Origin of the sequence: Rhizobium laguerreae (genome assembly GCF_019778565.1) — a bacterium.
In the GTDB taxonomy this organism is placed as follows: Bacteria; Pseudomonadota; Alphaproteobacteria; order Rhizobiales; family Rhizobiaceae; genus Rhizobium; species Rhizobium laguerreae.
Map to the genome: position 1 here is coordinate 358,545 of NZ_JAAXQT010000009.1, position 14,222 is coordinate 372,766.

At 57.2% G+C, this 14,222-nt stretch carries 17 protein-coding genes; 1 reads left to right on the forward strand and 16 read right to left on the reverse strand.

The genetic code is table 11. The features are described from left to right. Positions 1–76: 76 nt before the first annotated feature. The 4 genes from HFO71_RS35935 to HFO71_RS26600 form a co-directional block, all read right to left on the reverse strand. Entirely contained in the window at positions 77–439 is a 363-nt protein-coding gene (locus tag HFO71_RS35935) for a hypothetical protein (RefSeq protein ID WP_245006975.1), read from the reverse strand. Next, entirely contained in the window at positions 436–1,149 is a 714-nt protein-coding gene (locus HFO71_RS26590; protein WP_221985475.1) for a nucleotidyl transferase AbiEii/AbiGii toxin family protein, read from the reverse strand. Before HFO71_RS26590 ends, HFO71_RS35935 begins: the two co-directional genes overlap by 4 nt. Next, the gene (locus HFO71_RS26595; protein ID WP_221985476.1) at positions 1,146–1,715 is read right to left on the reverse strand and encodes a hypothetical protein; all 570 of its coding nucleotides are present in this window, start codon (positions 1,713–1,715) and stop codon (positions 1,146–1,148) included. The genes HFO71_RS26590 and HFO71_RS26595 overlap by 4 nt, the downstream gene beginning before the upstream one ends. Before the next feature lie 788 nt (positions 1,716–2,503). After that, positions 2,504–3,538 carry an IS110 family RNA-guided transposase gene (locus HFO71_RS26600; protein ID WP_221985477.1) on the reverse strand — a complete coding sequence of 345 codons (1,035 nt, stop codon included), beginning with the start codon at positions 3,536–3,538 and terminating at the stop codon, positions 2,504–2,506. Between the two features lie 199 nt (positions 3,539–3,737). Between HFO71_RS26600 and HFO71_RS26605 the strand changes: the two genes are divergently transcribed. Next, entirely contained in the window at positions 3,738–4,355 is a 618-nt protein-coding gene (locus tag HFO71_RS26605) for a hypothetical protein (RefSeq protein WP_221985478.1), read from the forward strand. Here HFO71_RS26605 and HFO71_RS35940 read toward each other — a convergent pair. The 12 genes from HFO71_RS35940 to HFO71_RS26660 all read right to left on the reverse strand — a co-directional run bounded on the left by HFO71_RS35940 (position 4,352) and on the right by HFO71_RS26660 (position 14,218). Beyond that, a complete protein-coding gene (locus HFO71_RS35940) occupies positions 4,352–4,834 on the reverse strand; it encodes a tyrosine-type recombinase/integrase (RefSeq protein ID WP_245006976.1) in 483 nt (160 codons plus the stop codon). The genes HFO71_RS26605 and HFO71_RS35940 overlap by 4 nt on opposite strands. Positions 4,835–4,858: 24 nt before the next feature. Beyond that, positions 4,859–5,164, reverse strand: a complete 306-nt coding sequence (locus HFO71_RS35945) for a site-specific integrase (protein ID WP_312884354.1) — start codon at positions 5,162–5,164, stop codon at positions 4,859–4,861. Between the two features lie 130 nt (positions 5,165–5,294). Beyond that, positions 5,295–6,056 (reverse strand): TIGR02391 family protein, encoded by a 762-nt coding sequence (locus HFO71_RS26615; RefSeq protein ID WP_221985479.1) that lies wholly within the window; start codon positions 6,054–6,056, stop codon positions 5,295–5,297. 204 nt (positions 6,057–6,260) lie between these two features. After that, positions 6,261–7,013 carry an SDR family oxidoreductase gene (locus tag HFO71_RS26620; RefSeq protein WP_221985480.1) on the reverse strand — a complete coding sequence of 251 codons (753 nt, stop codon included), beginning with the start codon at positions 7,011–7,013 and terminating at the stop codon, positions 6,261–6,263. Positions 7,014–7,145: 132 nt separating this feature from the next. Then, complete coding sequence (locus tag HFO71_RS26625; protein ID WP_221985481.1) at positions 7,146–8,066, reverse strand: AraC family transcriptional regulator; 921 nt, start codon at positions 8,064–8,066, stop codon at positions 7,146–7,148. 176 nt (positions 8,067–8,242) lie between these two features. Continuing rightward, entirely contained in the window at positions 8,243–8,668 is a 426-nt protein-coding gene (locus HFO71_RS26630; protein WP_221985482.1) for a GlcG/HbpS family heme-binding protein, read from the reverse strand. A 4-nt stretch (positions 8,669–8,672) separates the two neighbouring features. Next, positions 8,673–9,665, reverse strand: coding sequence for an ROK family protein (locus HFO71_RS26635; protein ID WP_221985483.1), 993 nt, complete (start codon positions 9,663–9,665; stop codon positions 8,673–8,675). A 14-nt stretch (positions 9,666–9,679) separates the two neighbouring features. After that, positions 9,680–10,381 (reverse strand): ribulose-phosphate 3-epimerase, encoded by a 702-nt coding sequence (locus HFO71_RS26640; protein WP_221985484.1) that lies wholly within the window; start codon positions 10,379–10,381, stop codon positions 9,680–9,682. Between the two features lie 3 nt (positions 10,382–10,384). Beyond that, a complete protein-coding gene (locus HFO71_RS26645; protein ID WP_221985485.1) occupies positions 10,385–11,194 on the reverse strand; it encodes an alpha/beta fold hydrolase in 810 nt (269 codons plus the stop codon). After that, a complete protein-coding gene (locus tag HFO71_RS26650) occupies positions 11,191–12,033 on the reverse strand; it encodes a sugar phosphate isomerase/epimerase family protein (protein ID WP_221969907.1) in 843 nt (280 codons plus the stop codon). Before HFO71_RS26650 ends, HFO71_RS26645 begins: the two co-directional genes overlap by 4 nt. Then, on the reverse strand, positions 12,033–13,109 hold the full coding sequence (locus HFO71_RS26655; RefSeq protein ID WP_221969905.1) for a Gfo/Idh/MocA family protein: 1,077 nt from the start codon (positions 13,107–13,109) through the stop codon (positions 12,033–12,035). The genes HFO71_RS26650 and HFO71_RS26655 overlap by 1 nt, the downstream gene beginning before the upstream one ends. A 23-nt stretch (positions 13,110–13,132) precedes the next feature. After that, positions 13,133–14,218, reverse strand: a complete 1,086-nt coding sequence (locus HFO71_RS26660) for an ABC transporter ATP-binding protein (protein ID WP_221969902.1) — start codon at positions 14,216–14,218, stop codon at positions 13,133–13,135. Positions 14,219–14,222: the final 4 nt, after the last annotated feature.

Below are 14,222 nucleotides of genomic sequence, written 5' to 3' on the forward strand. Positions count from 1 at the left end.
GAGATTTTGCGATCGCATCGAGAGGCATGTCCGCCAGGGCGTTTGCGAGGGTATGTGGCATGACTTGCCAGTGTACCTAGCCGTCGTGCCTGCCAAGAAGGCAATCTCCTGAGTGGAGGACCGTCAAGGAGCCTTTGTCTGTTACGTGAAAGAGGATAATGCTGGCGGAACCCCTAGGAAACGATTTGCGAAGGGCTTGATGGATCTCCCGAAGCTTCGCTTGCATGAGCTCGTGGCCCCACGCATCGTCGGTTCCGGCAAACCAGTCGACGACAGCTTTGACGATTGCCCGTGCATATCCTCCGTTGTTCGAGCCGTTCGTGGCGCCATCAGCCACAATAGCAAGAAATTCGCCATGTCTCCCCGCAATCCCCGCATGGTCGCGATTGTCGTCGGTGCGCGTTCCCTTTTGGCTCAACCACCGGGCTTCGATTTTCATTGTGCGGGGCCATCCGCACAATGGCTTATCGAGACAAACCTGTCCCGGACGATTTCTACACGACCGGCGGGCCCGCGGATATTGCCATCGAGGAAATCGTCGAAGTCAGCTTGATCGAGGAGCGCACGAAACTGTCCGGCGATGAAAGTTCGAACGTCGTTGTCGGCCGCCGTGACCTCGGCAAGGAGCTCCTCCCTGCCGTCGACAATAAGGAGGATGTCTTCAGCGTCACGGCTCATGATCAAGTCGCCGTTTCCCCTTCCGGCATAGGCTTCGAGCTTCGTCGCAAGAAACATTGGCGGCGTCAGGATCCGGATCGTGAGGTCTTCCGAGAGCTGGTAATGCTGTGCTGTCTCGATTCCACTCGCATACCATCGATTTCCGAATCCGAGGATAGCCGGATCATCCGGCATGAAGTCGACCTTGAGCTTGCCGAGACGCATGCGGCAGATCACCGCCTCGTCAGCGGCCTCCATGAAGCCCCGGTGTCGAAGCTCTTCCTGGAGCTGTGCCCAGGCAGGAAGGCCCGCAAGGTCAACGATCAGGTCAATGTCATCTGTGGCACGCACATCCTCTAGCGTGACCGGATCAGTGATGAATAGCGCGGTCGTGCATCCGCCAACGAAGACCAGGCGCGAGCGGAGGTCTTCGCCAAGGGCCGAGGCAACGGCTTTCATCATTTCCAGCAGTTGAGCGCGGATCGCGGTCATCTCTTCATGATCCTTGACTTGAGGTGGTCGGTCGCGAGAGCAACTTCCCGCTGGTTCCCGAGCCGGATCGCATCGACCAACGCGAGGTACTCATAGAGTGCGTCGTCCTTCAGGACTGCGTCCGGCACGGTCTTGAAGAGCGGCTCCACCGCCTGCCCCATCTCCTTTCCGTTAGCATAGGGCCAAACGTAGTTGTACGTCCCGCCGCTGATCAGGAGTCCCGTGAGCATAGGTGCGGCGAAGGCGGTCGGTACGCCGCGCTGCATTGGCCCAACTTGGGCGGGGAAGACGAACTTTAGCCCGGTGGTAATGAAGCCGAACAGGTTTCTTCGGCTTGGCCTAGGCTCGTTCTTGCTATTGTCTTTTCGCGCGATGCCTGATGCGACACTGCGCTTGATCGACTGCGCTATTTCGGTCTTGCTGATCCCGAGTAGCGCCTCTAGGTTCCGAACAGAATATGGGTCTCCCCCCACGGATTCCGATCGCAACCGATCGATGCCTTTAGTGATTTCCTGGTCTTGCAAGCTTACCAGCTTCAGCAGGACGACGATGTCTTGGCTCTTCATAAACACTGTCCTCTGTCCTAGGACTGAGGACAGTTAGCCCGAAGCAATGCGTCCTGTCAATCTGTGGGCACCGCGCCAAGGATTGATCGTCTGAAGCAAAGAGCTCGATGTGACTCACACCAATGCATCGCCAAGGTGAAAGCTGGTGATCATCGAGGAGGCAATATTTTATCGAATCCATCAAGACCAGATTTCGAGCTGAAGCAATGCGCTTGGTCATCTCTCGCTGGCCCAGCCTCAAATACTATCTACAATCGCGGGAAAAGCGGAATGCTATTGAGCTGGAATAACGCGTACATTTCCCGAGAAATCTACCGTAAACCATGAACAGTTTTCGGCTTCGCTAGGGCGATTGCCACCGCTGTTAATGCATGACGGAACAAGGGTCGGATGACGACGCCACATGTCAACACAAGAAAATCATATAATAACGACATTTCAACCTAAGTGACTGTTTTATCGAGAGATCGAATGCCAAAATTACTGGTCAACGGTTCGAAACCCATATGTGGACGGCCCCCGACTCGCAAGATATTTCGAGATAATTTGATCCGATCGCTTGCGTCCATATGTCCGGCCTGTTGTTGCGTTCGCACATGAACGCTGGCCAAGATGGTTTCCGCAACACAGGTCCCAAACATCAAGGCGGCCTCGATGGGCCAATGGGATTCCCGGTGTATCCCGTGTCCCGGATTGATCGATCACACCATCTGCTATCATCTTGCAAGTTGTTGTATCACCAACACGTGGTGACAATCAGGATGTCCTGGGTTCTTGCTCCCCAATCTTCATGTGGCGCATCTCGTCGAAGCCGGTCCTGATTGCGCGCTGTACGTCTCTCCGGAGACCATGAGCTTCCAAGCTATGCGCGCCATCTTGTTGGCGAGTGCGACAGCTGCCAGTTTAGGCGGCTTGCGCTTGAGCAGTTCCGCCAACCATCGAGAAGCCTTGCCAGATCGCCGCGCGTGATGAATGACAGCGGTTGCTCCATTCACCAGGATGGCTCGCAGAGCTTCATCGCCGGCTCGCGTGATACCACCGAGCCGCATCTTGCCGCCGGTCGAGTGATCTTTTGGCGTCAGTCCTATCCAAGCTGCGAACTGGCGACCAGATTTGAATAGCTCTGGAGCGGGAGTCTTCATTATCAAAAGAGCCGAACCGATTGGTCCAATGCCGGGGATGGTGTTGAGACGTATGCTTCGTTCGTCGTTACGCTGCCATGCCTTTACCTTGGCCTCCACATCCGCAATCTTCCTCTCCAGTTCAGCGTATTCCTCCGCCTGGCTTATGAACAATTCCTGCGCGAGCTCTGGCACAGTTTTCTCAACTTGTACCCTTTCGAGCAGCATTGGAACATGTGCTAGCCCCTTAGCTGCGGAAATGCCGAATTCATTGGCGTAACCCCGGATTGCGTTGGCGAGTTGAGTGCGATTAGCTATCAGACGGGTACGGACGCTGATCAGCATGAGTGCTGCTTGCTCATCAACTGTCTTAACCGGAACAAACCGCATCGTTGGGCGGCTCATCGCCTCGCACAGCCCTTCCTCGGCAGCGTCATTCTTGTTCCTCTTGACATATGGCTTGGCGAGTTGTGGCGCGATCATTTTTACCTCATGTCCAAATGAGGTGAGTAAGCGCGCCCAGTGATGCGAACCACCACAGGCCTCGATCGCGATCAATGTTGGCGGGCAGGTCGTGAAAAAGTCGACCATCTCCTTGCGTCGCATTTTCTTACGCAAGACCGGCTTCTCTCCGGCATTCACGCCATGCAACTGGATGACATGCTTTGACGTATCCATGCCAATACGAATAATCTTGTCCATGGGCGGCCCCTTCGATTGAGATCTTAACAGCTCATTCTGGCACATTTCGATGCCGTTCAGGGGCCGTCCACTCCATCATCAATCCCTAGGACTTTTATTACTCATGAGCGCTGGCGATCGCATGCCATTGCAATTCCTAGAATGACCCATCAGTATTCAACCTATGAACGAGCAAGCCATATTATATTAGGATTGTGTGATGAAAAATTGGACCGCCATTTTACCAACCCGCGAGATCAAAGCCGATACTCGGTCGCTCGACGCCTTTGCATCTGCGTATCTTCCAGATCAGGAATTGCGCTCGCGCATCGCCGAGAAGCTCTGGTTTGATATCCTGGTTCACTATCTGGAATTCGGGATCCACCCGATGGAAATCGTAGATGCGATCCAAAACCTAGAAGCGGGCGAGCCGCACAACGGCGTAAAGCCTGCAACAGAATTCACGAGACAGCCCCTTAAGGGACTTTGGCATAAGCATTATTTCACGGCAAGATTTCTGCCTGCCAACATTTCTCTGGCTTTAGGTAAAAATGGCTTACGAGATACCATTGAGACGATCTTGGATCCTGTAAAGTATCCTCTGATCACACCGGAAGCCATTGAAGAACTAGCGCATGCCGTTGTCAGCGCGCCTGTTGAAAAGCGAGACTCAGACGGCAAGATAACTGGCGAATGGGTCATCTTTGCCAAACATGAGGGCAAAAACTATTACCTATCAATGGCTATCCACACGTCGCCGGATCAAAAGATCTATGACGACATCATGGAACATAGCACTCGGACGTTTCCCGATCTGAAAACCTGGCTACCAGCTTAAATCAAAATGCGCTCGATCTCATCGAGGCTCAAATCGTCACTCCGACGATCGTAAAGCTGGGTGGTGCGGGTGGAAGAGTGATTGGCGATACTGGCGGCTTTCTCTAGTGTTCCACCGTTCTTCAGATAAGTCATGATGCCAGTTGCTCGGAACGTGTGATTGCACACAGCAGTGTCAATGCCGGCGGCGATCGCACGCCGCTGGATCACCGCATAGGCGTTAGCTTGCGGGAGAGGCGTGCCTGAGAACTGTTCGGTTCCACGTCGGATGGTTTCAAAGAGCGGTGCCCTCGGGGTTTCCTTCAGCTCGGCGGCATCCATGAAGTCATCCAGGTATGCCTCCAGCGTATGGTGGCAAGGTAGCTCCACCTGTTTGCCACCCTTCTCGTGCAGCCGAACCCAGAGCCGGCGATTTTTAACGTAAACATCGCGCACCTCCATACCAGTTGCGGCTCCGATCCGGGCGAAAGTGTAGGTCATGAGGCCAATCAAGGCGCGGTCACGCTAGCCGATGAGAGTATGGGCCGGAATACTGTCTAGCAGCTGACGGGCTTCTTCCGGTGAAAGCACATGGGTCTTGCCGCGCCGGCGAGAATATTTCGGTCCCCGAACGGAGTATGCGGGGTTGGCCTGCATGATATGGCCGGTCACCAGCCAGTCGAACAGGTGCCGCACGGCCGCCAGCCGCTGTTTAATAGTTGGTGCCGAATGCGTGGTGGTCATTGCCTCGATCCAGCCGGCAACGTGGATCGGCGTGATCGCGTCCAGCGACCGCGACCCGCGCGCCTCGCACCAGGCTAGAAATTCCACCGCCGCCTTCAGATAGGAGCGACGGGTGTGGGGTTACGGATCTGCGCGGTGAAGAATTCTAGAAGACGAAAGCGGGCTTTCTCACCTGCGGTAGCGACCAAGCTCAGTGACGTGATGGGCATCAGCTCCATCATGCGTCACCATTCAAGGCCGCCAAGCGGGCATCGACAATCTTCATGAGATGGTTGGCAAGCAGGATAATTTCTACCGCTTCGGTGGGATCGTCCATGTTGACGTCACGGTGAGAATTAGGATTCTTATAGGAGCCGATTGCACCGCAATAAAGCTGCATACGGGCCGTGCGTTCGCCGCCCTCTGCTGCTGCATCGGTTAGAACGCCTCCCTCCGGCTTAAACGCCTCGGTCATCAATTTCACGCCTAGAAAGCTGTTATCTAAGCCGGATGCGTCCCGCACGTAGACTTCGACGGCTTTCATGGCCTGGAACACTGCGGCATCGTATTCGCCTCTAATGAAGGATGACCAGACCCGATCGGCAAACCGCTCGTGCAATATTTCCTTCGGCAGCAGTCGAGCAACCTTTTGCTGGGCAAACGCGGCCTCATTTTCAAAAGCCTTGGCGCGGCGGCTGAGGATCGAAAATCCGTTGACCCCGTTTCCGTCAATGGCTGGAATTATCATTCCTTGCGCTACCAGGTAGAGCCACGCTTCGCTTATTGCGATTTTTACCTCTTCTGCACGGTCGATCGGGTAAGGTGCATCGTTGCCGAAGTTGCCGATGACCTCGTTAAGAGCATTATGCAGGTTGATGTGCCGCGTGTTTGGCTGCTCAAGGCGTCGCCGGAGTACGAACAGAAGCTTTGCGGCCAATTCTTCCGGCTCAAGGGCGAGAAGCTGATTGATATCGGGAATCTCTTTTGCCAGGTCTCTCATAGCCACCCCCTATATATGATAAAGGACATTATCACATATATTCAGCACCTTGGTGTCAATCACCCAAACTGGTTCTAGGTTCGAGTCCCTTCAAGGCGACCGTTCTGCTACGAATTTCATCGCTGTGCATATACCACATCGACACCTCGGCGGGAGCCAGTCGGGCAGAGGGGTGTCCTCAGTCGCCTGGCCCTTGGCGCATTTTTAGGTAATTCCGCCAGCGCGTGCCAATTCCACCGCATCGGGGCCAGCCGGGAAACGAAGTTGCCCAGAGCTGTCGTTGACCGCGGCCCAGATCGCCTCGGCCACGTCTGTTTCCTTGGTTGTCAGCACCGGCTTCGCGAATGCCGCAAAGATCGGAGCGGCAAAGTCAGCATAGGCTGTCGGGATCAGGTCCTCGATGCGCACGGAGGAATTCTCGGCGAAACGTGTCGTTGGCGCGTATCCTGGCTCGACGAGCTTCGTCCGGATTCCAAAATACCCGAGTTCGTGGGCCAGCGAACCGGTGAAGCCCTCGATAGCCTGTTTGCTGGCCTTGTAAGCCGCTGCCAGAGGCATGTCTGCCAGCGTGACGCTGGATGTCACGTTGATAATCGCCCCGGACCGCCGTTCGCGCATCTGCGGAATGACAGCCTGCGTCATGGCCATCAGGCCGAAGGTGTTGGTGTCGAAGATCTTCCGGATATGCGACATGGTTGTTGCTTCGAAAGCGCCGACGACGCCGACCCCGGCATTGTTGACGAGAACGTCAATAGGTCCGGCGGCCGCAATGGCGGCTGAGATGCTTTCGCCGCTCGTGACATCCAGCTGCAGGACGCGAAGCGTTGACGAGCTCGGCAGGATGTCTTCGCGCGGCGTGCGCATCGTGGCAATGACGTTCCAGCCCTTTGCGAGGAAGTGGCGGGCCGTTTCCAGGCCGTAGCCGGACGAGCAGCCGGTGATCAAGATCGTTTGCATGAGAACCTCCATTGTTTCGGATGGCTCCTTCTATGCATTTGTCCTTAGACGCTCCATAATCCGTCGTCCACCATACGTCTTTAATCGTCCAAACTGACACGTTTTTGGATCTTGGTGGCAACAAAAGACGCCCTAGGCCAGCCTCGCCGTCTTTGCAAATTCGCTTGGCGGGCAACCGACTCTTAGGCTGAAGGCGGTACTGAAGGCGCTGGCAGATCGGTAGCCGACCTTTTCGGCGATTTCCTCGAGCGAGCCTCGGCTATGGCGCAGCGTGTCCTTCGCGATCGCCATTCGCCATCTGAGGAGGTATTCGACAGGGGCAAGTCCGACAGCCGCTGAAAACTTTTTCGCGAAGGCGGAGCGCGACATTCCGGCGCGCTGTGCAAGTTCGGCGACCGTCCAGCCACGGCGCACATCCGAGTGAATGTCGCTGATTGCTCGAGCAAGTTGGGGATCGGAAAGCCCGCGTAACATTCCGGGGTTTGGAAGCTTCGATGCTTCTCGCCGCAATGTCTCGATCAGAAGGACTTCCAGCAATCGTGACAAAATGAGGTCGCTCCCAGCCCGTGAGTTGGTTGCTTCATCGCGAATATAGGAGATCAAGTTGCCGAGCCTCGCTCCAATCCCCTCTTCAGCACTGACGCGGACAAGCGTGGGCAGAAGCTCGGACAAGAGTTCACCATTCGTCGGATCGCAGAGGATGCAGCCGCCAATGACGCGCGTCGGGTTTCCTAACTCGGCGCGGCCGACCTGAACTTCTCCATCGACTGAGTTGCGCGCTTTGAATTCCTCATCCGACAGAACGATCTCTTGGCCAGAATGGCTGAAAAATGTGTCGGCAACCGGATTTCCGGATAGAATAAAGTCGCCCGTCTCCAACTGTGTCGTCTCGCCTTTGTCGGCACGAAACAGCGTGGAACCTTCCATGATGAAATACAGCATCGGACCAGGCTGAGACGGAACTTGCACGCCCCAATCTCCATAGGCGGCCATGCTGCCCATGAGGACTGTCTTCGGCCTAAGGAGTTGAACGACGTCGGTCAAAGCATCCATGGTGCACGATCCATAAAATTACCTGCCGATTTCGTTATCAAACCAACTTATCGCATTATCTAGCGTGGCTGGAACATCGTCGCAACAATGCGGCGCCCTGACGCTGCGGCCATCAAAAATGGGATTGTCGACGCCGTCGCGTCTTTGGTGCGCCTTGCCGAGCCGGGTTAGTCCCTTCAGACCGACGGTTTGAGAAAGCCATCGATCGCCGCGACAGCGCATTCGCTGTCTTGGGCCGGTGTTCCGGAACTTACACCGATAGCGCCAACGACCTGGCCGTCAACAAGGACTGGAACCCCGCCCGCAACAATTGATAAACGACCGCCGATTGCCGTGTTGATACCATAGGCTGGCTTTCCAGGCTGGCTGGCCTCTCCGTAAGACTCGGTCGTGCGCTTTGCACCCGCTGCGGTAAAGGCTTTGTCCTGCGCGATCAGGGTGCTTGTGATCTTTCCACCATTCATGCGCTCAAACGCGATCAATTGACCCGACTCGTCCGTAACAGCGATGCACATGGGAACACCGATTTCCTCGGCTTTTGCCCTTGCACCGGCAATCAGCGCTCGGGCATCGTCCAAGTCCAGTCTCTTGATTATCAGCATGGCACTATCCTTTGTGTCCGCGGCCTATGAGCTTGGAGGGCGTATCCAACCTACCGTTCTCCTGCGCAAGAAAAGCGAGAGCAGCAGAACCAATCAGACCGGAATTATGCCCCAAATCGGCGCGTACGACTTCGACGTCCTTAAACCCCGGCATTGCCCATTCGTTGATGTATCGTTGAATGCCAGGTTGGAGCCGCTCAAACTGATTGGACAATCCGCCGCCCATGACGACAACATCTGGTGAAAAAATGTGGATCAGGCTGGTGAACCCGCGACCGAGGATCTCGGCCTCCTCATCGATCAGCTGGTTGGAAAGGTCGTCCCCCTTGCGCGCGGCGGCAAACACGTCGCGGCTATGTATTTCGTTGCCATTCGCGCCTAGTGTCGTCTCGCTGCACGCCATTGCACGTGCGCGAGCTCTTCGCGTGAACGCCGTGCCGGAGCCGTAGGCTTCAAAGCAACCTCGGTTCCCGCACGGGCATAGTTCACCGTTCGGCATTACGGACATGTGGCCGATGTGGGCGGCCATCCCCCGTCGGCCGCGCAGAACGCGCCCATCGGTGATCGCGCCGCCGCCAATTCCAGTGCTGACAGTCACATAGATCAGGTTGTCCACGCCCTTGCCGGCGCCAAACTGCCACTCGCCGATCGCTGCGGCAATACCGTCATTTTCAAGGCTAACCGGAAAAGGGAAGCGCTTTTGAAGCTCCGCTCGTAACGGGAAGTCGGCAAACCCGGAAAGGGTCGGAATGTTTCTCGCAACCCCGGCAACGGTGTCGATTGGGCCTGGTGCGGATACGCCGATACCGACGACGTTCGACGGTTCGGACGTCGCCAGCAAGGCGTCCACGAGGCCGCGGATTTGGGAAAGAATGCGATCCGGACCGCCATGCGCATCCGTTCGCTCCTCGCGCCTTGCGATGACGTTACCCCGCTCGTCGACAAGAGCGCCCCTGGCTTGCGTTCCGCCCAAGTCTATCCCGATGGCAATCTGCATGTCCGGACCAAAATTTAGAGTTCACGAAGCCACGTCATCCGCTCGTCCAGCGACGGGGCATTGAAAGCGAGCGAGCCGAGCACGACGGTTTCGGCACGGGACCGCCGCAGCAGCGGAACCGTGTGTTCGCGGATGCCACCATCGGCGGCCAAAATGATGCGCCGCTCTGCCCCCGCCTCTGCAATCAACCGCCTCGCTTCGAGCAGCCGGTCGCCGGCCTTGTCGTCGAGGCCTTGGCCCTTTACTCCGATTGCCGTACCAAGCAGCGTCACGAACCGGAGCCGCTTGAGGTAGGGTTTGACCTGCTCTACCGGGGTATCGACCTTCAATACCATGCCAGCAGCAACTCCAAGGCGATCGAGAAGATCCAGGGCGGCCTCTGCGACACTCGCGTTCTCGACATGGATGCTGATGAGATCGGCCCCGGCCTCGGCAAACTGTTCGATCTGTGAAAGGATAATGCTGTCAGCCACCATCAGGTGGACATGGATGGGACGTGCAGAAATTTTCCGGACGCCCGCGACGAGATCCGGAAAGAAAAGCATCGCCGGGGAAAAATGGCCGTCGGCCACATCGATGTGAAGGATGTCGACATGGCGATCGACACGGCCAAGATCGTCGGCAAGCCGTACGAGATCGGCGGACCATACCGAGAATTCTGCGATCAGGCGATCGCCCGGCAAGTCATCAATCCAGCGATTTGATGTAACTGCCATCGGCTAAAGCTCCATGAGAAAATTGCGCATTGCCGCGTGAAAATCGGCGACATACTGGGTTCGGCCGCTCGTCTTGGGTGTGATTTCTGCAAAGCGCGCATTCCCGATGCGTTCAGCAAGAGTTCGAGCATACGACAGTGGATGGATCAGATCTTTTTCGTGCCCGATCACCAGCGTCGAGATCGACAGGCCGGCGACCTCGTCCGCGGTTACCCCTGGACCGTCGTTTGAGATCGCAGTGAGAAGCCCAGCGGTGACTTCGATCGGCTGGCGCGAAAAGAAGCCAAGCAGAGAGGCGAGATTGTCCGGAGCATCCGCTGCAAGACGTTGGCCGATTTCTCCGGCGATGAAGGCCTGCTTGGCAGCGTCCGGAGCAAGAATGCCGAGCAGACGACCGACCTCTGCATTTGGCGCCATGTTATCGGGTGCAAAAGCAGTAAGCCAGGCCGGGCGCGCGACGATGAGTGCCTGAACGAGATCGGGGCGCTTGATGGCCAGGCGCAAGGATATGGCTGCCCCCATCGATATGCCTCCGACGATTACCGGTGCCCTGAGCTCTTGCTCGATGAAATCGGCAATATCGCTTGCGAACGTCGCGATAGACAATTTGCTCAGATCGCCGGGTTCTGAAGCTCCATGGCCACGCGCCTCGACCGTCACGCGCTGGAATCCGCACTCGGGCGGAAAGGCTTCCCGGGTCTGGGTCGCATCGCCGCAAAGCCCGTGAAGGAAAACGACCGGCCGTCCATCATCGCCGAAGTCGACGCTAAGTCGTGTTCCGTCACTGGTGGCGAAGTCGCGGGCAAAGCTCATTTGGGCGCCCCAATACTGCTCTTCAGTTTTGCATTCAGGAACGCTGCGACACCTTCGGCTTCGGCGGCGGAAAGACCATGCGTGACCAGGCTGCCCTCAAAGCCGATTGCAGAGAGGCGCCGGAGATAATGATTGTAATCCAGAACACCTTTCCCGGCGGTCACGAACTGCCCGTCACGGGCCCGGTCCTTGGCGTGGGCCATCACGATACGGTCGGCGAGCAGATCGATCGCTGCAGAGACGATCGTCTGCTGTTCCTCCGGCGTTTCGACCTCGAACAGGTTGGCCGGATCCAGAATGATCTTGAGACGAGGGCTCTTGAGCTCGTCGATCAACTGCCGGGCTTTGGTGGCCGAATTGATCACATTGGCGAGTTCGGGTTCAATACCGAGATCGACATCGTAGCGATCGGCAATTTCGATCGCGGTGCCCATTGCTTCGAGCAGGTCCCGCCAGGCGTCAGGCGTGTTGTTGTCGGGGTGCTCTTTCCACTGGTCGACAGGATCGCGCGTGCCGGTGCAAAGCGTGATGAGAACGGTCGACATGGCGGCACAACGCTCTGCAAGAACGGCCAGCCTGCGGTGACCGGCCTGCCGCACGGCGAGGTCCGGGTGGATCATGTTGTAAGTGCCGGAAACGGCGACGATCTCGACGCCGGCTGCGGCGGCCGCATCGGCAACCGAGCGCGCCTGCTCCTCGCTGATTTCGTCCGGCATGGGTGCCAGACCCGAACACGCCATATTATACTGTGTGGAAGAAAAGCCGGCATTGGCAACGGCCTTGAGTACAAGGGCCGGATCGGTGCCTTCGAAGGTTTTCGCGAAAATCCCGAGTTTCATCACACACCACCCGTGACGTCGGCGAGGGCGACAGGCTTTCCGCTTTCCACGGAGCGGGCGATGGCCACCATCGCCTGAACCGATGCCAGCCCGTCGTTGATGTCGGCACCTTCCATCGATGCATTATCGAGGATCGTGCGCGCAAAGCTTTCAACTTGACGACGGTAGAAATGACCATCGGCGCCGAGTACGCGGTGGGTCGCGCCATCGGCTTCGCGGAAGATATCCACTTCACTCGACTTATAATACCAAGGGTTATAGGTCTTTCCGAGGATGCTGCCGTTCTTGCCGTAGATCTGGAACCCTTCATGCCAGTCCATCCGGACCTGAACGGTGAGATCGAGATGGCCGAGCGTGCCGGCGGCGAATTCGACATCGACGAACCAGCACCAGATACCCGCCCGCTCCGAAAGTCGCGCATGGACCGAGACGATATCGCCGGCCAAGTAGCGGGCCGTGTCGATCAGATGGCAGCCGTGGGCCAGCATGTAGTAGCGCCGCAGATCGGCCTTCGGATTTTGGGAGGGCTTGCGGGCATTGGCGCTGGTGACGATGAGCGGTTGGACCGCATCCGTCATTGGGTAGCGATGGGTGTTGTCGCAGTACCACGCTTTCAGGGCGATCAACTCGCCCATTTCATTGGTAATGAAAGTCTTGGCCGCCTGCAAACCTGCGTCGAAGCGTTTCATGTGGCCGACCTGCAATATCTTGCCTGACTTTTCGACCGCGTCCTTAAGGACGAGGCATTCCTCAACCGTCACGCCGATCGGCTTTTCGCAAAGGACGTGCTTGCCGGCTTCGAGGGCCTTGATGGATGCGGGGACGTGGAAGGCGTCGGCTGTCGCGATGATGACTGCGTCGAGGTCCGGATCGGCAAGCATCGTGTCGTAGTCGTTATAGGTTTTCTGCGCGCCATGGGTGATTGCCATGCGCTCGCGCAGATCGTCGGCAACATCGCAGATCGCATAGAGATCGGCGTTGACCGCTTTCGTGCAGCTTTCAAAGTGGGCGGCCTGGGCGATCTGTCCCGCACCGAGTACGCCTATGCGAAGGCGTCGTTCCTGTTTTGCTGGCATCGGAAAGTTCCTATGATCGATGGTTAGATTGCGGCGCCGGTTTTAGCGTCGAAAAGAACGGCTTTCGAGAGGTCGACGGAGAAGCGAGCTTTCTCCCCCACGCGGATCTGGGAGCCGGTCGGAAGCCGGGCCATGATGTCACGCTCTCCCAATTTCGAAGCCACGAAGATGTCGGGACCGGTCGGCTCCACGACCTCGACGTAGACATCGATTGTCGGAAAGGGCGTGGCCTCATTCCCAACCAGCGATAGCCATTCGGGTCTCAGTCCCAGAAGGACCTCCTTGCCTTGCGGCGGCTTGTCGACAACGGATGCAGGGACCGGCAAGGTCGCATCCGCGCCTCGGATAGAAAGCCGCTGCGCGCCTGTGGTAATCACTGCGGGAAGCAGGTTCATCGGCGGCGATCCCATGAAGGTCGCTACAAAGACGTTTGCGGGCCGATCGTAGATGTCTTCGGGCGTCCCGAATTGTTGGAGGATGCCGTCTTTCATGACCGCGATCCTTGTCGCCATGGTCATGGCCTCAATCTGATCGTGAGTGACATAGACGATGGTGGCGCCGAGCCGCTGGTGCAGTTTCTTGATCTCGGTGCGCATCTCGACGCGCAGCTTTGCATCGAGGTTCGACAACGGCTCGTCGAAGAGAAAGATCTTCGGCTCGCGCACCAGTGCCCGTCCCATGGCGACGCGCTGGCGCTGCCCGCCGGAGAGTTGGCCCGGGCGCCGCTTGAGCAGGTGGCGGATCTGCAGCAGATCTGCGACCTTGCCGACGCGTTCCAGCCGTTCGGGCTTGGGCATTTTGCTCATCTCCAGGGAGAACCCGATGTTCTGCTCGACGGTCATTGCCGGATAGAGCGCGTAAGACTGGAACACCATCGCGATATCCCTCTCTTTCGGCTCAAGACCTTGGACCGATTTTCCATCGATGGTGATCGATCCCGACGTGTGCCCGTCCAGTCCGGCGATGATGGACAGCAGCGTCGATTTTCCGCAGCCAGAAGGACCGACGAGGACGAGGAATTCCCCATCTTCGATGGCGATATTGATGTCCTTGAGAACCGTCAGATTGCCAAAGCGTTTGTTGATGTGATTGATCGCCAGGTTGGCCATCGCC